The following is a 19332-nucleotide window of genomic DNA, read 5'->3' as shown; positions in this document are numbered from 1 at the left end:
GGGAGTGCGGCCCTTCGTACCTGGCCGGACCGCTTACTTGCGGATCAGGCTGCGCAGCACGTACTGCATGATGCCGCCGTTGCGGTAGTAGTCGGCCTCGCCGGGGGTGTCGATACGGACGACCGCGTCGAACTCGACGCCCGTGTCGGTGGTGACCTTGACCGTGCGCGGGGTGGTGCCGTCGTTCAGCTCGGTGACGCCGGTGATGGAGAAGGTCTCCTCACCCGTCAGACCGAGGGACTGGGCCGAGGCGCCCTCCGGGAACTGCAGCGGGAGGACACCCATGCCGATGAGGTTCGAGCGGTGGATGCGCTCGTACGACTCGGCGATGACGGCCTTGACGCCGAGCAGCGCGGTGCCCTTGGCGGCCCAGTCGCGGGACGAGCCGGAGCCGTACTCCTTGCCGGCCAGGACGACCAGCGGGATGCCCTGCTCGATGTAGTTGCGCGAGGCGTCGTAGATGAACGACACCGGGCCGTCCGCCTGGGTGAAGTCGCGGGTGTAGCCGCCCTCGGTGCCCGGGGCGATCTGGTTGCGCAGGCGGATGTTGGCGAACGTACCGCGGATCATGACCTCGTGGTTGCCGCGGCGCGAGCCGTAGCTGTTGAAGTCGCGGCGCTCGACGCCGTGCTCCGTGAGGTACTGGCCGGCCGGGGTGTCGGCCTTGATGGCGCCGGCCGGGGAGATGTGGTCGGTGGTGACCGAGTCGCCGAGCTTGGCGAGGACGCGGGCACCGGCGATGTCGGTGACCGGGGTGGTCTCCATCGTCATGCCCTCGAAGTACGGGGGCTTGCGGACGTAGGTGGACTGCGGGTCCCACTCGAAGGTGTTGCCGGTCGGGATCGGCAGGGCCTGCCACTGGGCGTCGCCCGCGAAGACGTCCTGGTAGGACTTGTTGAACATGTCCTCGCCGATGGCGTTGGCGACGACGTCGTTGACCTCGGCCTCGGTCGGCCAGATGTCGGTCAGGTAGACCGGGTTGCCCTCGGTGTCGGTGCCGAGCGCGTCGCGGGTGATGTCGACCTTCATGGAGCCCGCGATGGCGTAGGCGACGACCAGCGGCGGGGAGGCCAGGTAGTTCATCTTGACGTCGGGGTTGATACGGCCCTCGAAGTTCCGGTTGCCGGAGAGGACCGAGGTGACCGCCAGGTCGTGCTCGTTGACGGCCTTGGAGACCTCCTCCGGCAGCGGGCCGGAGTTGCCGATGCAGGTGGTGCAGCCGTAGCCGACGAGGTTGAAGCCGACCTTGTCGAGATACGGGGTCAGGCCCGCCTTGTCGAAGTAGTCGGTGACGACCTTCGAGCCCGGGGCGAGCGTGGTCTTGACCCACGGCTTGCGGGTCAGGCCCTTCTCCACGGCCTTCTTCGCGACGAGCGCGGCGGCGACCATGACGTACGGGTTCGAGGTGTTGGTGCAGGAGGTGATCGCGGCGACGGTGACGGCGCCGTGGTCGATCTCGTACGTGGTGCCGTCGGGGGCCGTGACCAGGGTCGGGCGGGTCGGGACGCCGTTGTGCTCGGCCGGGGCGTCGGAGGCCGGGAAGGACTCCTTGCCCGCCTCGTCGTCGTCCTCGACGTAGTTGCGCACGTCCTGCGCGAACTGCTGGGCGGCGCCTGCGAGGACGATACGGTCCTGCGGGCGCTTCGGGCCGGCGATGGAGGGGACGACCGTGGCGAGGTCGAGCTCCAGCTTCTCGGAGAAGTCGGGCTCGGCGGACGGGTCCAGCCAGAGGCCCTGCTCCTTGGCGTACGCCTCGACCAGCGCGACCTGCTGCTCGTCGCGGCCCGTCAGGCGCAGGTACTTCAGGGTCTCGTCGTCGATCGGGAAGATCGCGGCGGTGGAGCCGAACTCCGGCGACATGTTGCCGATGGTGGCGCGGTTGGCGAGGGAGGTGGCGGCGACGCCCTCACCGTAGAACTCGACGAACTTGCCGACGACACCGTGCTTGCGCAGCATCTCGGTGATGGTCAGCACCAGGTCGGTGGCGGTGGTGCCGGGCTGCAGCTCGCCGGTCAGCTTGAAGCCGACGACGCGCGGGATGAGCATCGAGACCGGCTGGCCGAGCATGGCGGCCTCGGCCTCGATACCGCCGACGCCCCAGCCCAGCACGCCGAGGCCGTTGACCATGGTGGTGTGCGAGTCGGTGCCGACGAGGGTGTCGGGGTACGCCTGACCGTTACGGACCATGACGGTGCGGGCGAGGTGCTCGATGTTGACCTGGTGGACGATGCCGGTGCCGGGCGGGACGACCTTGAACTCGTCGAAGGCGGTCTGGCCCCAGCGCAGGAACTGGTAGCGCTCCTTGTTGCGGCCGTACTCCAGCTCCACGTTCTGCGCGAAGGAGTCGGGGGTGCCGAACTTGTCGGCGATGACGGAGTGGTCGATGACCAGCTCGGCGGGGGCGAGCGGGTTGATCTTCGCCGGGTCGCCGCCGAGCTCCTTGACGGCCTCACGCATGGTGGCGAGGTCCACGACACAGGGCACGCCGGTGAAATCCTGCATGATCACGCGGGCCGGCGTGAACTGGATCTCCTGGCTCGGCTGCGCCTGCGAGTCCCAGCCGCCCAGCGCCCGGATGTGGTCGGCGGTGATGTTCGCGCCGTCCTCGGTGCGGAGCAGGTTCTCCAGCAGGACCTTGAGGCTGTAGGGGAGGCGGGCGGACCCCTCGACCTTGTCCAGCCTGAAGATCTCGTACGACTCGTCGCCCACGCGCAGCGTGCTGCGGGCGTCGAAGCTGTTCGCCGACACGACAGTCTCCTTCATCAATGTGCGCGTACTGACCGCATCCTGCCGCCTGCGTCTTCCCAGCGATCCGCTAAGGTAAGGCTTACTTAGGCCACCCTTAGCAAGCAGCCCCGGCGGACGGCGGTGCGGTACGCCTCCGTGCAGATATCTCGATGTCGAGATAACTCTAGTACATGACCGCTGAACGGTCATGCCCGGACGCCCCGGCGACAGCCCGCGCGATGCCGCAATCCGGCCGTAAGCACCCTTTCCATGGCGGCGCGACCGGGACCCGCGACAGCGCGGCGCAGCCTCGGGAGTCACCCGAATGAACCACACCTTTTGTCCGAGTTGGTCCGATGATGGACCATCAAAACAGGGTGTCACCCGGATGGTCCATCCCATTGGACGTCTCATCTCATATCTGAGATAGCCTGCCCCTATGGCAGACGACTACCTCGTACGCATCGGCAAGCTCATCCGTGACGCCCGACAGCACCGGGGCTGGACACAGACGCAGCTCGCCGAGGCACTCGGCACCAGCCAGAGCGCCGTCAATCGCATCGAGCGCGGCAATCAGAACATCAGCCTTGAGATGATTGCCCGGATCGGTGAGGCGCTCGACAGCGAGATCGTGTCGCTCGGCTACGCCGGGCCCATGCATCTGCGGGTCGTCGGCCGGCGCCGGCTCTCCGGGGCCATCGACGTCAAGACCAGCAAGAACGCCTGCGTCGCCCTGCTGTGCGGCGCACTGCTCAACAAGGGCCGCACCGTACTGCGCCGTGTCGCGCGGATCGAAGAGGTGTACCGGCTGCTGGAGGTCCTCAACTCCATCGGCGTACGGACCCGCTGGATCAACGACGGCACCGACCTCGAGATCGTCCCGCCGGCCCGCCTCGACATGGATGCGATCGACGCGGAGGCCGCACGCAGGACCCGGTCGATCATCATGTTCCTCGGTCCGCTGCTGCACCGGATGGACCAGTTCCGCCTGCCGTACGCCGGCGGCTGCGACCTCGGTACCCGCACCATCGAGCCGCACATGATCGCGCTGCGCCGCTTCGGTCTCGACATCACCGCGACCGAGGGGCTGTACCACGCCGTCGTCGAGCGGTCGACCACTCCGGACCGCCCCATCGTGCTGACCGAGCGCGGCGACACCGTGACCGAGAACGCGCTGCTCGCGGCCGCCCGCCACGACGGCGTCACCGTCATCCGCAACGCCTCCTCCAACTACATGGTCCAGGACCTGTGCTTCTTCCTGGAGACGCTGGGCGTACGCGTGGGGGGCATCGGCACGACCACACTGACCGTGCACGGCGTGGCCACCATCGACGTGGACGTCGACTACTCGCCCTCCGAGGACCCGGTCGAGGCGATGAGCCTGCTCGCCGCCGCCGTGGTCACCGAGTCCGAGCTGACCATCCGCCGGGTGCCGATCGAGTTCCTGGAGATCGAGCTCGCCGTCCTGGAGGAGATGGGCCTCGACCACGACCGCTCGGCGGAGTACACCGCGGATAACGGCCGCACGAGGCTGGTGGATCTGACCGTGCGCCCCTCCAAGCTGGAGGCGCCGATCGACAAGATCCACCCCATGCCCTTCCCGGGCCTCAACATCGACAACGTGCCGTTCTTCGCGGCGATCGCCGCCGTCGCCCAGGGCCAGACTCTCATCCACGACTGGGTCTACGACAACCGCGCGATCTACCTCACCGACCTCAACCGCCTCGGCGGCCGCCTCCAGTTGCTCGACCCGCACCGCGTCCTCGTCGAGGGCCCGACCCGCTGGCGCGCCGCCGAGATGATGTGCCCGCCGGCACTGCGCCCCGCCGTGGTCGTCCTGCTGGCGATGATGGCGGCCGAGGGTACGTCGGTGCTGCGCAACGTGTACGTCATCAACCGCGGCTACGAGGATCTGGCGGAGCGGCTGAACTCGGTGGGGGCGCAGATCGAGATCTTCCGCGACATCTGACGGAACGCCGGCCCGTGTTCCGTCGCAGCGCCGGCGAAGCAGCGGACCTCTCGTCGTGCGAAACGCCCACCCGAGGACGCCCGGCATTCGGCCCACCACCGACCAGCCGGGCACGGCGGGGGTGCGGCGACGCCGTCAGTCCGAGGGCAGTGCCTGTTCCGTCCAGACGGTCTTGCCGCCGCTGGTGTAACGCGTCCCCCAGCGCAGGACGAGCTGGGCGACGATGAACAGTCCGCGCCCGCCTTCGTCGTCGTCCCCGCTGTGGCGCGGGTGCGGCGCGGTGTGCCCGGCGTCCGCGACTTCGCACACCAGTGTGCGGTCGTGGATGAGCCTCAGGTGCAGCGGCCCCTCGGCGTACCTGACCGCATTGGTGACCAGCTCGCTGGCGATCAGCTCGGTGGAGAACACCAGCTCGTCCAGGCCCCACTCGCTCAGCCGGCCGGCGACCAGCTCCCGCGCGCGGCCGGCGGCGACCGGTTCCGCCGGCAGGTCCCAGGCGGCGACCCTGTCGCTGTCGAGCTCGCGGGTGCGGACCAGCAGGAGGGCCGTGTCATCGGTGGTCGTGCCGCCCGGAAGCAGTTCGCGGATGACACGGTCACAGAGTTCCTCCAGGGAATCCGCGCCCTCGCCGAGGACCCTCCTCAGGGTTTCCAGCCCTTTGTCGATGTCCCGGTCACGCGCCTCGACCAGACCGTCCGTGAAGAGGGCCACCAGACTGCCCACCGGCAGTTCGACCTCGAGGGACTCGAAGGGCAGCCCGCCCAGCCCCAGAGGTGGCCCGGCCGGCAGATCCGGGAAACTGACGCGTCCGTCGAGTGCCACGACCGCGGGCGGCAGATGGCCCGCGCGGGCCACCGTGCAGCTCCGCGACACGGGGTCGTAGACCGCGTAGAGGCAGGTGGCACCGAGGACGACAGTGTCGTCGCCGGGACACTCGCAGAGGGCGTCGGCGCTGTGCTCCGCCGACTGCCCCACGAGATCGTCGAGCCGTTTGAGGAGTTCGTCGGGAGGCATGTCCATGGGTGCGAGCGCGCGTACCGTCGTCCGCAGCCGTCCCATGGTGGCCGCCGCGTGGAGCCCATGGCCCACCACGTCCCCGACGACGAGCCCGACGCGCGTCCCGGACAGCGGGATGACGTCGAACCAGTCGCCGCCGACGCCGCTCAGATCGTCCGTGGGCAGATAGCGGTGGGCCACTTCGACCGCCGAGTTCGACGCCAGATGCTGGGGCAGGAGCTGGCGCTGGAGGGCCAGGGCCGCGGCGCGTTCGCGTGTGAAGCGGCGAGCGTTGTCGACGGACACCGCGGCACGGGTGACCAGCTCGTCCGCCACCGCGACGGCACCACTGTCGAAGACGTCCGACCCGCTGTCGCGTACGAAGGTGACAAGGCCCAGGGCGCTGCCCCCGGCGCGCAGCGGCGCGACCAGAGTGTTGTCCTCGACCACCAGCCCGCCCGAGGCAAGGCTGCGGTGCTGGGGCGAGCCGTCCGGGTACTGCACCGGACGCGGTGGACGGCCCCGCGCCCCCGTGGTGTCCGCTGCGCCGCCGGCTGCTGCCGAGCGGGAGGAGGCGCGGACCAGCTCGATGCCCGCCGAGCCTGCGGTGCCGGGCACCTCACCGTCCAGCACCGCCGGGGCGAGATCGACCTCGACACGGTCGGCGAACCCGGGCACCGCCACCTCGGCCAGCTCGTCCGCGGTGACGATCACGTCGAGTGTGGTTCCGACCCGGCGCCCGGCCTCGACCAGCAGATTGAGCTGCCGCTGCGTCTCGTAGCGGTCGGAGATGTCGAACGCGTCCTCGCACAGGCCGATCACACGGCCGTCCGCGTCCTGCAGCCGGTAGTAGGAACAGGACCACAGGTGTTGCCGTCCGGGGTCGCTGGGCTGCTCCGCGCGGAAGTGCAGGTCGAGGATCGGCTCTCCGGTCTCCAGTACCTGGCGCATGACCCCGTCGAGCGTATCCGGGTATCCGCGTGTCACGAATCTGCCTTCGGGGTACAGCTCGTCGGCGAGGCCGCCCCGGACTTCCGCGAGCGGCCGCCCGAGCTCCTCCTCGGACGCGGCGTTGCACCATACGAGACGGAGATCGGTGTCGTAGATGGCGAGACCCAGAGGTGACTGGGTGGCCAGACCGTGCAGCATGGCCAGCAGGGATTCCCAGTCTCTGAGCTGCTCGCGGTCGGCCGCCACGAGGACCCGCTCCGCCGGCCCGGTACCGGAGAGGGAACAGACCGCAGTGACAAGTTGCAGAAGGTGACCGTCCCGGTGGACGGCGACCTGCACGTCGCGCTCCGGGACGGGCGGGACCGGCTCCCCGACGGTCCGTCCGGCCGACGCGGATTCGGCCGCGGCCACCAGGAAGGTGCCGACGGGCCGCCCGACGATCTCGTCCGGGCGGTAGCCGAGGAGCTCCTGGGCCGCAGGACTCCAGCCGATGACCGTGTCCTGGGCGTCGAGGACGAGCGTGGCGGCTTTCGTGACGTCCAGCGGGCCACGGAAGTCGGCGTCCCCGGTCGCCTTCCTTGCGTAGGTCATGACGCCCTCATCGGCCTGCTTCATCAGGTTCCAGAATCCGCCTGATGCTGACCCTGCGCAACCGATCGGACCGGTCGTGCGCCCAAGCCCGCGTGACCATGCCGAGCCTCCGACCCGGAGGGGCTGAGACATCGCTCTCTTCCGCTCCGGTGCCGCCACGGCACCGGGTGGTCACACCCTTTCCAGGACCATCCGGAGAACGGTGGAGCGCCGCTCACGCAGGAACTTGAGCGCTGCACGTTGCTCTCTGATGATGTCGGAAACAGCGTCCTCGCCGATGAGTTCGGCGCCTCGGGCCCGGTTGGCCTGACCCCGCTCCAGCCAGCTCTGCACGGTCAGTACGCCGTCTTCCGGATCGCTGCGCACCGCAAGAACCCTGAACAGTCCGCGGCTCGCCTCGGTCAGCTCGGCGCGGTTCGGAAGGAAGCACTCGGGAAACACCTTGCGCGATGCGTGCAGACCCTCTCGGATGTTCTTCGCGCCGTCGTAGATGTCTTCCTTGAGGCCGAGGCGTCTGCCCTTGCCGTTGCCGTCCGTGCTGCTCTGCGGGTCCAGCCGCCGGGCCGGCAGGAGCAGGGACGCGAGCCATCCGCGGTCGTTCCATGCATTGGCCTGCAAGGACATCCGCCCACCGGGTACCAGCCAGGAATGGCTGCGCTCGAAGAACTCGCGGTAGCGGGCCACACGCTTCGCCCGCCACATGGTGTTGCCCGCGAAATGCTCGATGGCCTCGATGGCGATGATGGCGTCGTAGGGCGCGTCCGGCTCATGGTCGAACCAGTTCTCGGCCCGGATTTCGCAGTGCGGCCAGCCCTGGTCGCGTACCCAGGCGGCTTGGCCCGGACTCATGGTGATCCCCACCACGTGCTGAACGTGGTGCGTCTCGACCAGTCGCTGCATGAGACTGCCCCAGCCACAGCCGACGTCGAGGACGCGCCCCGCGCCCACGGCCCGCGCCGCCTCGGCGTGGTGGTCGAGTTTGCGCAGCTGAGCGGATTCGAGCGTGTCACCGGGCTCCCACATTCCGTAGGAGTAAACGAGTTCGGGGCCCAGGGTCAGCCGGTAGAAGTCGCCCAGGAAGTCGTACTGGTGACGGATCGCCTGGGACGACGTGCCTTTGTAGGCAGAGGATTTCCTCGATCCGGACAACACCATCACCTGCCTGTCGGTTCGGCGCGGAGCGGGCGGCCGGGGTGTCGGCCGGCAGCGCAATGAGCGCATAACAACCATTTCATGCTAGCCCGGGTGCAATCGTTCAGCGAGGTCACAGCCCGTGAGCAGGCTCCGGGCGGGCGGGACGAGGGCCACTCGGGGCCTGCTCGGGGCCTGCTCGGGGCCTGCTGCCCCGCCCTTGAGGCGTTCGATGTCCGAGGGGCGCACCTGGATGACGACGAGGGCGATCAGCGCGGCGACCGCGGTGAAGACCGCGGCCATGACGAACGCGGTGGACACCCCGGCGGTGAGCACCTCGTCGGCCCATGGCGGCGGCAGCTCCCCGGTACGCCGGAACCGCAGGCGTTCCAGGGGGGTCGCCCGGGCGAGGAAGTCCGGCACCTGTCTCGCCGCCTCGTCGGCGCCGGCCGCGCCGAACACCGTGACCAGGATGGACAGTCCGAGCGAGCCGCCGACCTGCTGGTGGACGTTGAGCAGGCCGGACGCCGCTCCCGATTCACGGATCGGGACATGGGAGAGGGCCATCAGGGTGAGCGACACGAACTGCATCCCCATGCCGAGGCCGAACATGAGCATCGGCCCCAGGATGCTGCCCGGATAGGTGGAGTGGACATCGGTCAGGGTCAGCCACGACAGGCCCCCGGTGGCCAGCAGTGCTCCGGTCACCATGAAGGGCTTGGGTCCGTACCGGGGCAGGAGCCGGGACGCCAGGCCCGCGCCGGTCGCGATGACCGCGCTGACGGGCAGGAACGCGAGGCCGGCCTGCACCGGGCTGAAGTCCAGGACGTTCTGGACGAACAGCGTCAGGAAGAAGAACAGGCCGAACATCGCGGCGGCGAGGCTGAGCATCATCGCGTACGTACCGGCGCGGTTGCGGTCGGCGAACATGTGCAGGGGCGTGATCGGCTGTACGGAGCGGGATTCCACGAGCAGGAAGACCGCGAGGACGACCGCCGCCGCGGCGAAGGACGCCACGGTGAGCCCGTCGCGCCAGCCGTCCTGCGCGGCCCGGATGAAGCCGTAGACCAGCAGGACCATGCCGAGCGTCGAGGTCAGTGCCCCGGTGAGGTCGAAGCGTCCGGGGTGCCGCTCGGACTCCTTGATCCGGCGCGGGGCGGCGAGGACGATGAGCAGCCCGATCGGCACATTGACGAAGAACACCCAGCGCCAGTCGAGCCATTCGACGAGCACGCCGCCCGCGAGCAGACCGATCGCGCCGCCGCCCGCGGACACGGCCGCGAAGACGCCGAACGCCCGGTTGCGTTCGGGGCCTTCCTTGAACGTCGTGCTGATGAGGGCGAGGGCGGTCGGTGAGGCGACGGCGCCACCGGCGCCCTGGAGGGCGCGGGCGGCGAGGAGCTGTCCCGAGTTCTGGGCCAGTCCACCGAGCAGTGAGGCGACGACGAACAGCAGGACGCCGAAGACGAACACCCGGCGCCGGCCCAGGATGTCGCCCGCGCGACCGCCGAGCAGCAGCAGACCGCCGAAGGTGAGGGTGTAAGCGCTGACCACCCAGGAGAGGCTCGTGGTCGAGAAGTTGAGCGATCTCTGGATGTGCGGCAGCGCGATGTTCACGATGGTGGCATCGAGGACCACCATCAGCTGGCACGAGGCGATGACCAGGAGCGCCATCCTGTGACCGCCGCCCGGCAGAGGGGCGGCGGTCCGCGGTACGGGAGTCGGCTGGGGCGAGGTCATGGCGCGGCACCCCCGCCGGAGGTCCGGCGGACGGCTCCGAAGGGTCGGTGGACGGCTTCGTCCACCGTTCAACGGTAAGCCGGGTACGGGGGCCGCCACCAGTCGACCGGACGGTGGCGTGCGGTCGGTCAGGCGGTGGTGTCCGGCTCCGGCCCGGGCTCGGCGATGAAGTCGCGCAGCACGGCGGAGAGCCGCTGCGGCTGATCCTCGGCGATCAGGGTGCGGCTGTCCTCGATCTCCACGAGCCGTCCCAGCGGCAGGAGTTCGGCGAGCCGACGGCCGTGTTCGCGGGGCATCATCCGGTCCTCGACCGCCCACACCACCAGGGCCGGGCGGTCGAACTTCCGCAGCCCTTCGGCCGCTTCGAGGAGTTCGGTCTTCCGTACGGCGAGGCCGTAGCGGCGGAAGTCGTCGCGGATCGCCTTGTCGGTGAGGAGCGGATGCAGCCAGGCGTCGACGATCTCGTCCGGCACGGGGTACTTGGTGAGCGCACCGACACCGACGGGCAGCCGGCGCAGGGGCTTGAGCGCGAGGGTGCGGGCCAGGACCGCGACGGCGCCGGGGATGCGGCAGGCCAGCAGGATCATCTTTCCGGGCACACCCGGCGGGTAGTTGTCGAAGGCCTCGCAGGAGACGAGGACGAGGCGGGCGAGCCGCTCCGGGTGGCGCGCGGCGACGGTCTGGGCGCGGCCGCAGTCGTTCTCGACGAGGGTGACGTCGCGGAGGTCGAGCCGCTCCAGGAGTTCCACGATGAGCTCGTTGACGGCGTCCGGGCCGAGCGGCGCGTCCGGACGCATGGGGATGCGGTGCGAGCCGTACGGGAGGGTCGGGGCGATGCAGCGGTGGCCGGGGGCCAGTTCGGCGATGACCTTGCGCCACACGCTCGCGTCGTGGACCAGTCCGTGAAGGAGGACGACGACAGGACCAGGGCCGCCGGTGTCCTCGTACGCGATGGTCCCGGCGGAGAGTTCGATCTCGGGCATGGAGCCTCCTCGTGTCATAACGATGTTATGGGACGGGGGTCCGCCGGGACGTAGATTTGGCAGGGGCGGCAGGGCGGCAGGGCGCGGGATGCTGCGCGGCGGCAACGGCCGACGGACTGCTCGGCCGCACGGCCGCACGGCAACTCTGTGCATGGGCAGGGCCGGTCGACCGTCGGCGCGGTGGCGCGGTGGCGCGGTGGCGCGGTGGCGCCCTCAGCGGCTGCCGAGTGTGCGCTTCGGCCGCGGCTCCACCGGCTCGTCCCTGGCCTGCGCCCACAGAGAGCGGACATGGCCGAGATGGCGGGCCATGCACGCCTCGGCGCCCGACTCGTCGCCGGCCACCATCAGATCGAGCAGCTCGTGGTGCTCCTCCGCGGACGTGATCAGCTGGCCCCGCTCGTCGAGCTTGGTGAGGCCGTAGAGCCGGGAGCGCTTGCGCAGGTCGCCGACCGTCTCGACCAGCCGGTCGTTGCCGGCCAGCCCGAGCAGGCCGAGGTGGAAACGGCGGTCGGCGTCCAGATAGCCGATCAGATTGTGGTCCCTGGCGTGCGCCACGATCTCCTCGGCGACGGGCCGGAGCTCCTCCAGCTGCTCCGCCGTCGCGATCTGTGTGACCCGGCCGATGGTCGGCACCTCGATCAGCGCGCGGAGTTCGGTGTACTGGTCGAGGTCCCGCTCGCTGACCTCGGTGACCCGGAAGCCCTTGTTACGGACCGGCTCGACCAGACCTTCGCGGGCGAGGTCGAGCATCGCCTCGCGCACCGGAGTGGCCGAGATCCCGAAGTCGGCCGCGAGGCCGGGCGCGGAGTAGACGTTGCCGGGGCGCAGTTCGCCGGCGACCAGGGCAGCGCGCAGCGCGTGGGCGACCTGGTCGCGCAGCCGCTCCTGGGCCGTGATCAGATTGATCTGCTTCAGGTCACCCATGGCACTTCCTCCGTGAATCCGCCGGAGGCCAGCGTACAATGTCACGTTGCGCTGCCCGGCTCCCCTGTCGCTGCCCTGTGGACAGCCGCCGCCACAGCGAGATCCTCCCAGGCCATGCCCACACTCTTGAAGAGCTGTGGACAACCCGCGGTCGGGGCGATCTGCCCGGTGACCAATTCGGCGAGCGTACCCGCGAGGTGTCCCGGCCCGATGGCGCCCTCCGCCTCCGGGACGAGCAGATCTCCTGCCTCGCGCAGCGCCGCCGCCCGCGACTCGACGTACACGGCGGAGCGGCGGACGAGCGCGGTGTCGGTCTCACGCGCGTCCGGTTCGTGCGAGCCGACCGCGATCACGGTGGCGTGCTCGGGGACCAGTCGCCCGTCGAACAGCGGCTCGCGTGCCGTGGTGCAGCAGATGACGAGATCGGCGCCGGCCACGTCCTGGGGGCTGCCGGTGCGGGCGTCGAGGCCGTGCGTCCGGGCGTGGGCGGCGAGCGCCTCGGCCGGTTCGCGGCGGGGCGCGACGACCGTCACGCGGGTCAACGCGCGTTCCGCGAGAGCCGCCCGCAGATGGCCGTAGGCCTGCGGCCCGGCGCCGAAGAGCACCAGATGCCGGGCATTCCGCGCCGCCAGCTGCCGCAGTGCGACGGCGGAGACGGCCGGGGTGCGCAGGGCGGTCAGCGCCGGCCCGTCCAGCAGTGCGAGCGGGACCAGGGTCTCGCCGTCGAGGAGCAGATAGCTGCCGGTGATCCGGGGCAGTCCGCGCCGGGGGTTGTCCGGCGCGACACCGGCGATCTTGACTCCGGCGTACGCTCCGGCCGCGGCGGGCATCAGCAGCAACTGGCCCGCCGGAACACTGGTGCCGGTGCGCGGCGGGCAGGTCTCCGGGTCGAGTCCGGCCCTGAGTACGGCCTCCACGGCGTCGGCCGCGCCGGTCGGCGTCAGCAGCCGGGCGATGTCGTCCGCGTCCAGGTGGAGCAGGTCCTTCGGGTGTGCGTTCACAGCAGAAAGCCTGTCGCCAGGGTGTCGTACGGGTCGCGTACGAAGGTGTGCTCGCCGGTGCGGTGCGCGGTGCCGGTGACGTCCGTGACGATGCCCTGCTCCGTACGGGAGACGACGCGGCCGGTGAAGACCGTCCCGACGACCGACTCGTGGTGCAGGGTGTCGCCGGGGCCCAGCCTGCCGTCCTCGGCGAGCAGGGCGAGGCGTGCGGAGGTTCCGGAGCCGCAGGGCGAGCGGTCGATCTGGCCGTCGGCGAAGACGGTCACATTGGCCTGGGCGGGGCCGGTGGCGGTGTCGGGCAGTTCCTCGTGCAGGATCACACCGTAGACGCCGGACAGCAGCGGGCTTTCGGGATGCCAGGTGGCGGGGTGCCCGGCCAGGGCGGCACGGATCTCCCGCCCCGCGCGCACGAGTTGCGGCAGTGAGACGCGGTCCACGTCGAGACCGAGCTGCGCGGCGGGCACGGACGCGTAGCAGGCCCCGGCGTGTACGACATCGACGTCGGCGGTGCCGAAGGCGGTGGCGACCGGGATCTTGCGGGCGGTCACGCGGGCCGGGACATTGCGGAAGGTGACGGCGGTGGTGCGGCCGTGCTCACGGTGGACCGTGGCCGCGACCCGTCCGGAGGGCACATCGATGCGCAGCTGAACGGAGCCGTCGTCGGGCGCGGCGACGCGGCCGCTGTCCACGGCCCACGCTCCGAGCGCGAGCGTGCCGTGGCCGCATGCGGTGGAGTAGCCGTCCTTGTGCCAGAACAGGACACCGAGGTGGGCACCGTCGTCGTCGGGCGGTACGACGAACCCGCCGTACATGCCGGCGTGTCCGCGTGGTTCCTGGACGAGGAGCCGCCGGATGTCGTCGAGCGGGCCGGGACGGGGTGCGGTGGCGGAGCCTCCCGCGCCGATGGCGTTGGCGCAGCGCTCGGCCACGGTGTCGCCGGGGACGGCGGGCAGCCCGTCGGTGACGATACGGAAGGGCTCACCGGCGGTGTGGTAGTCGACGGTCCGGATACGGGTGTCGGCGGGCGGTGCCGGCGCGGCCGGCGGAGCCTGCGGCGTCGGCAGGCTCGGCGGGGCCTCCGGGGCCGGCAGGGACGCCGGGGACTGCGCGGCCGGCCGAGTCCGGGGAGTCGGGGCAGTCATAGGAGGAAGCCTCCGGGGAACGGGTCGGACGGGTCCAGGAAGTACTGCGCGGTCCCGGTGATCCAGGCGCGGCCGGTGACGGTGGGGACGACGGCGGGCAGTCCGCCGACCGTGGTCTCCTCGGTGAGCCGGCCGGTGAACTCCGTACCGATGAAGGACTCGTTGACGAAGTCCCGGCCGATGGGGAGTTCGCCACGGGCGTGGAGCTGGGCCATCCGGGCGCTGGTGCCCGTGCCGCACGGGGAGCGGTCGAACCAGCCCGGGTGGATGGCCATGGCGTGCCGGGAGCGTACGGCGTCGGAGCCCGGGGCTGTGAGGTAGACGTGCTTGCAGCCGCGGATGCCGGGGTTCTCGGGGTGGACGGGCAGGTCGGTGGCGTTGACCGCGTCCATGACGGCGAGTCCGGCGGTGAGCAGGTCGTCCTTGCGGGCGCGGTCGAAGGGCAGGCCGAGGGCGTCCAGGGAGACGATGGCGTAGAAGTTGCCGCCGTATGCCATGTCATAGGTGACCGTGCCATGTCCGGGTACCTCGGCCTTGCGGTCCAGCGCGAGGCAGAAGGACGGGACGTTGGTGAGCGTGACGGACGTGGCCTGCCCGTCGTCGACCCGGACGTCCACGCTCACCAGCCCGGCCGGGGTGTCGAGCCGGACCCTCGTCACGGGTTCGGTGACGGGCACCATGCCGGTCTCGACGAGCACGGTGGCGACGCCTATCGTGCCGTGGCCGCACATCGGCAGCAGCCCTGACACCTCGATGTACAGCACGCCGTAGTCGGCGTCCGGCCGGGTGGGCGGTTGAAGGATCGCCCCGCTCATGGCGGAGTGACCGCGCGGTTCGTACATCAGCAGGGTCCGGATGTGGTCGAGGTGCTCGATGAAGTGCAGCCGGCGTTCGGCCATGGTGGCGCCGGGAATCACTCCGACGCCGCCGGTGATGACTCGGGTCGGCATGCCTTCGGTGTGCGAGTCGACGGCGTGGTAGACGTGGCGGGTACGCATGGTTCCCCTTCTCGCTGCGGTGTACTTGATGCCCTCGGTCCACTTGTGGCTCGTGATGTATGGCCCGCTGCTTGTGGCCGTTGCCTGTGGCCGCTGCGTGACTTGTGGCCGCTGCGTTGCGCGAGCCCCTTACTTGTGGCCGTCGGCGAGTGCCTTCTCGGTGGCGGCGCGCACGGTTGCCTCCTGGGACGCGGTCAGCGGGGAGCGCGGCGGGCGGGTCGGACCGCCGGGGCGGCCGGCCAGGTCCATGGACAGCTTGATGGCCTGGACGAACTCGGTCTTCGAATCCCAGCGCAGCAGCGGATGCAGGGACTTGTAGAGCGGCAGCGCGGTCTCCAGGTCGCCGGCCGCCGCGGCCCGGTAGAGCGTGGCGCACGACTCGGGCAGCGCGTTGGGGTAGCCGGCGATCCAGCCGACGGCGCCGGCCACGGCGAGTTCGAGCAGGACGTCGTCGGCGCCGATCAGCAGGTCGAGTCCCGGGGCGAGTTCGGCGATCTCGTACGCACGGCGGACATCGCCGCTGAACTCCTTGACGGCGACGATGCTGTGCTCGCTGTGGAGACGGGCGAGCAGGGCGGGGGAGAGGTCGACCTTGGTGTCGTACGGGTTGTTGTAGGCGACGACCGGCAGGCCGGCCCGTGCGACCTCGGCGTAGTGGGCGGCGACGGTGTCGTCGTCGGCGCGGTAGGCGTTGGGCGGCAGGAGGAGGACGGATCCGGCACCGGCCTCGGCGGCCTGGTCGGCCCAGCGGCGGGCTTCGGCGCTGCCGTAGGCCGCGACGCCGGGCATCACCCGGTCTCCGTCGCCCGCGGCCTCGACGGCGGTACGGACGACGCGGGCGCGCTCTTCGTCGGTGAGGGTCTGGTACTCGCCGAGGGAACCGTTGGGGACGACGCCGTCGCAGCCGTTCTCGACGAGCCAGGCGACATGGCCGGCGTAGGCGTCGTAGTCGATGGAGAGGTCGTCACGCAGGGGCAGGGCGGTGGCGACCATGATGCCGTGCCAGGGGCGCGTGCGGGGTGCGGGTGCCATAGGGACTCCTAGAGTGCGGTGTGACATTTTACTAGCCGGTGTGCTGCCGCGACAAGGGCAGACCTCGCCGCGGGAGCGGGCGCCTGACGGGGCGTCGGTGGCTGCTCGGGCGGGGCCGGCGATCCGGCGGCTATTCGGCCGGGCCGTGCGGTCCGGCCGAATCGGGCGGTCCGGCCGGGCCGTGCACCGGTGCCGGCAGGTGGACGAGGTGGTTCAGCGGCACCGGGCAGGACAGGGGGCGCCGGTCCGGGGCGGGCCCCTCGCCGGCCAGGCACGCCACGGCGGGCCCGCACATCCGTCCCTGGCACCAGCCCATTCCGGCGCGGGTCAGCAGCTTGACGGTGCGGGCGTCGTGCGCGCCGAGCTCGCCGACGGCCTCCCGGATCCGCCCGGCCGGTACCTCCTCGCAACGGCACACGGCAGTGGAGTCGTCGAGCCAGTCGGTCCAGCCCGGTCCCGGGCGGTGGGCGGCCGCCATCGCGTCGGCGAAGGCGCGCAGCCGGTCGCGGCGGGCGGTCAGTGTCCCCGTGCGGCGCCGGGGCGGCGGAGTGCCCCGGAGGGTGTGCGCGATGGATGCCGCGGCCAGTTCGCCTTCCGCCAGCGCGAGTTCGGCCCCGCCGATTCCCCCGGTCTCCCCCGCCGACCAGACACCGGGGACGGAGGTGCGCTGTTCGCCGTCGAGGTCCAGGGCGAGGGTGCCGTCGGGCGACCGGCGGGTGGCGCAGCCGAGGCCGGTGGCGAGTTCCAGCTGTGGGACGAGTCCGTGGCCGACGGCGAGCGCGTCGCACGGGATGCGCCGCCCGCTGCCGGGTACGGGCCGCCAGTCCCGGTCGAGCCTGGCGACGGTCACGGCTTCGACGCGGCTCGTGCCGTGGGCCGCGGTGACCGCGTGCCGGGTGAGCAGCCGTACGCCGTGCCTGAGCAGCGTGCCGCCGTGCACGGCGCCCTCGGTGAGCTTGCCGGGGTTGCTCACGAGGGCCTGGAGCTGACGCGCGTACGCCGTGTAGGCGGCGGCTTCGACGACTGCGGGCACCGTGGCCCCGGCGGATGCGAGCGATCCGGCGACGGCGAGCAGCAGGGGGCCGCTGCCCGCGACGACGACCCGGCTGCCGGGGAGCACGAGACCGGACTTGAGCATGGCCTGCGCACCGCCGGCGCCGACGACTCCGGGCAGGGTCCAGCCGGGGAAGGGCAGTTGGCGCTCGTATGCTCCGGTGGCCAGGAGCACCGTGCGGGCCCGGACGGTGACCGCGTGCTCGTCGGCTCCCGCGACGGCGTGCAGGTGGAAGCCGGGCGTCGCGTCCGGTTTCCGGGCGTCGGGCGCCTCCTGCGGCAGGACCGTCCAGACATGGTGTCCGGGCAGGTGCCGGATGCGGCCCGTCGCCTCATGGGCGCGGAGCCTGCGTAGCCGGTCGGTGAACGACCGCCAGCGGTGGTGCAGGGCTTCGGGGCGCGTGGCCCGGAGGCCGGGTGCGGGATGCCGGTAGTACTGCCCGCCGGGCTGCTCCCCCGCGTCGAGCAATGTCACATACAGCCCGAGATCCGCGGCGGTGACGGCGGCTGCGAGCCCGGCGGGGCCGGCTCCCACGACGGCCAGCTCGGAGCACGCCGGCGTCGCGGCGTCAGACGGCGAGGTCGTCATGGCCGGTGCCCTTCTGGGTGGTGACCGTGTCGCCCGGGCGGGCCGGGACCATACAGGCGCGTTGGTTGGGGCGGCCGTTGACGGTGGCGAGGCAGTCGTAGCAGGCTCCGATGCCGCAGAACGCTCCGCGGGGCTCGCCGGTGTCGCGGGTGGTGCGCCAGGCGAGGATGCCCGCGGACCAGAGTGCGGCGGCGATGCTCTGTCCGGGCAGCGCGCTGACCGGACGTCCGTCGAGGGTGATCTCGTACGGGGGGCCTGGCTCCGCCCGTACCAGGGAGGCGGGTGTTCTCGTCACGGCGCTGCTCCTGCCTCGTCGGGGCCTGGTACGGCGGGGTGTGGCGTGTCGAAGCGGTCCGGTCTGAACGGCCGCAGGTCCAGGGCCGGCTGTTGGCCGGACAGCGCGGCGGCGATCAGCAGTCCGGTGGCCGGGGCGAGTCCGATGCCCGCTCCTTCGTGGCCGCAGGCGTGGAAGAGCCCGGGGACGCGTGGGTCGGGCCCGATGGCGGGAAGGTGGTCGGGAAGGTAGGGCCGGAAGCCGTGGTAGGTGCGGATCACGCGTACGTCCGCCAGGGCGGGGAAGAGGGCGGCGGCCTGGCCGGCGAGCCGGCGCAGTGCGTCGGTGGACAGGCGCCGGTCGAAGCCGACGCGTTCGCGGGTCGCGCCGATCAGGACGGGGCCCGAGGGTGTGCCTTCGACGACGGCGGACGACTGGAGGGCGGCGGAGCCGCTGGCGACGTCGGCGATGTAGTCGGCGGCGTACACCTTGTGGCGTACGACGCGCGGCAGCGGCTCGGTGACCAGGACGAAGCCGCGGCGCGGGAGGACGGGCAGTTCGGTGCCTGCGAGGCGGGCGAGGGCGGCACCCCAGGTGCCGGTGGCGTTGACGACGGCGGGGGCGAGGAGTTCGCCGCCGGGGGTGCGGATGCCGCGGACGGCGCCGTGCGGTGCGGTGAGGATGCCGGTGGCCTCCTCGCCGAGTCTGACGAGGGCGCCCGATGTTTGTGCTGCTCGCAGTAGCTGGGCGGCTGCCTGGGCGGGCTGGACCTGGGCGTCCTGTGGGTAGTGGAAGCCGCCGGCGAGGCCGTGTGCGAGGTGGGGTTCGAGGTCGTGGAGCCGGTCGGCGGGGATGTCGTGCGCCTCGACGCCCGCTTTCCGCTGTTGTTCGGCGAAGTCGCGCAGTGCGGTGAGGGCGGTCTCGTCGGGCGCCACGACGAGACCGCCCTTGGGCTCGTACTCGGTCTCCGGTGGGAGCGCTTGGGCGAGCTCGCGCCAGAGTCGGGTGGACAGCAGCGCGAGATCGAGCTCGGGTCCCGCCTCCTTGTCGGAGACGAGCAGATTGCCTTCCCCGGCACCGGTGGTGCCGCCGGCGACGGAGCCGCGGTCGACGACCGCGACGGCGAGTCCGGCCCGGCTCGCGTAGTAGGCGCAAGCCGCTCCGACAACGCCGGCGCCGACGATGACGGCATCCAGGGGGTGTCTGTTGGGCACGGCAGTAATATGTCACA

Annotated in this window: 14 protein-coding genes; 1 reads left to right on the top strand and 13 read right to left on the bottom strand. The window is 71.2% G+C overall.

Annotated elements, in window-relative coordinates; all coding sequences use genetic code 11:
* Window positions 1-33: 33 nt before the first annotated feature.
* Complete coding sequence (acnA, locus tag ACZ6ZQ_RS28635) at window positions 34-2748, bottom strand: aconitate hydratase AcnA (protein WP_469771395.1); 2715 nt, start codon at window positions 2746-2748, stop codon at window positions 34-36.
* A gap of 418 nt (window positions 2749-3166) precedes the next feature.
* Between acnA and ACZ6ZQ_RS28630 the strand changes: the two genes are divergently transcribed.
* A complete protein-coding gene (locus ACZ6ZQ_RS28630) occupies window positions 3167-4696 on the top strand; it encodes a helix-turn-helix domain-containing protein (protein WP_469771394.1) in 1530 nt (509 codons plus the stop codon).
* A 135-nt stretch (window positions 4697-4831) separates the two neighbouring features.
* On the opposite strand, the gene ACZ6ZQ_RS28625 is transcribed toward ACZ6ZQ_RS28630, so the two are convergent.
* The 12 genes from ACZ6ZQ_RS28625 to ACZ6ZQ_RS28570 all read right to left on the bottom strand — a co-directional run bounded on the left by ACZ6ZQ_RS28625 (window position 4832) and on the right by ACZ6ZQ_RS28570 (window position 19315).
* Complete coding sequence (locus tag ACZ6ZQ_RS28625; RefSeq protein ID WP_469771393.1) at window positions 4832-7258, bottom strand: SpoIIE family protein phosphatase; 2427 nt, start codon at window positions 7256-7258, stop codon at window positions 4832-4834.
* 147 nt (window positions 7259-7405) lie between these two features.
* Complete coding sequence (locus tag ACZ6ZQ_RS28620) at window positions 7406-8389, bottom strand: SAM-dependent methyltransferase (RefSeq protein WP_469771392.1); 984 nt, start codon at window positions 8387-8389, stop codon at window positions 7406-7408.
* Window positions 8390-8470: 81 nt separating this feature from the next.
* Window positions 8471-10105, bottom strand: a complete 1635-nt coding sequence (locus ACZ6ZQ_RS28615; protein ID WP_469771391.1) for an MFS transporter — start codon at window positions 10103-10105, stop codon at window positions 8471-8473.
* Between the two features lie 128 nt (window positions 10106-10233).
* Complete coding sequence (locus ACZ6ZQ_RS28610) at window positions 10234-11088, bottom strand: alpha/beta fold hydrolase (RefSeq protein WP_469771390.1); 855 nt, start codon at window positions 11086-11088, stop codon at window positions 10234-10236.
* A gap of 213 nt (window positions 11089-11301) precedes the next feature.
* Window positions 11302-12012, bottom strand: a complete 711-nt coding sequence (locus ACZ6ZQ_RS28605; RefSeq protein ID WP_469771389.1) for a GntR family transcriptional regulator — start codon at window positions 12010-12012, stop codon at window positions 11302-11304.
* A 41-nt stretch (window positions 12013-12053) separates the two neighbouring features.
* Entirely contained in the window at window positions 12054-13013 is a 960-nt protein-coding gene (locus tag ACZ6ZQ_RS28600; protein WP_469771388.1) for an ornithine cyclodeaminase family protein, read from the bottom strand.
* Window positions 13010-14155, bottom strand: a complete 1146-nt coding sequence (locus tag ACZ6ZQ_RS28595; RefSeq protein WP_469771387.1) for a proline racemase family protein — start codon at window positions 14153-14155, stop codon at window positions 13010-13012. The genes ACZ6ZQ_RS28600 and ACZ6ZQ_RS28595 overlap by 4 nt, the downstream gene beginning before the upstream one ends.
* Window positions 14152-15153, bottom strand: a complete 1002-nt coding sequence (locus ACZ6ZQ_RS28590) for a proline racemase family protein (protein ID WP_469771386.1) — start codon at window positions 15151-15153, stop codon at window positions 14152-14154. Before ACZ6ZQ_RS28590 ends, ACZ6ZQ_RS28595 begins: the two co-directional genes overlap by 4 nt.
* Window positions 15154-15282: 129 nt before the next feature.
* Complete coding sequence (locus tag ACZ6ZQ_RS28585) at window positions 15283-16185, bottom strand: dihydrodipicolinate synthase family protein (RefSeq protein ID WP_469771385.1); 903 nt, start codon at window positions 16183-16185, stop codon at window positions 15283-15285.
* A gap of 130 nt (window positions 16186-16315) precedes the next feature.
* A complete protein-coding gene (locus tag ACZ6ZQ_RS28580) occupies window positions 16316-17827 on the bottom strand; it encodes an FAD/NAD(P)-dependent oxidoreductase (protein ID WP_469771384.1) in 1512 nt (503 codons plus the stop codon).
* Window positions 17808-18122: a (2Fe-2S)-binding protein gene (locus tag ACZ6ZQ_RS28575; protein WP_469771383.1), complete on the bottom strand. Its 315-nt coding sequence runs from the start codon at window positions 18120-18122 to the stop codon at window positions 17808-17810. Before ACZ6ZQ_RS28575 ends, ACZ6ZQ_RS28580 begins: the two co-directional genes overlap by 20 nt.
* The gene (locus tag ACZ6ZQ_RS28570; RefSeq protein WP_469771382.1) at window positions 18119-19315 is read right to left on the bottom strand and encodes an NAD(P)/FAD-dependent oxidoreductase; all 1197 of its coding nucleotides are present in this window, start codon (window positions 19313-19315) and stop codon (window positions 18119-18121) included. The genes ACZ6ZQ_RS28575 and ACZ6ZQ_RS28570 overlap by 4 nt, the downstream gene beginning before the upstream one ends.
* Between the last annotated feature and the right edge of the window lie 17 nt (window positions 19316-19332).

Source organism: Streptomyces sp. NPDC053673 (assembly GCF_055585225.1).
Note: the sequence above shows the minus strand (reverse complement) of the source record. Positions and strands in the feature narration are given on the sequence as shown.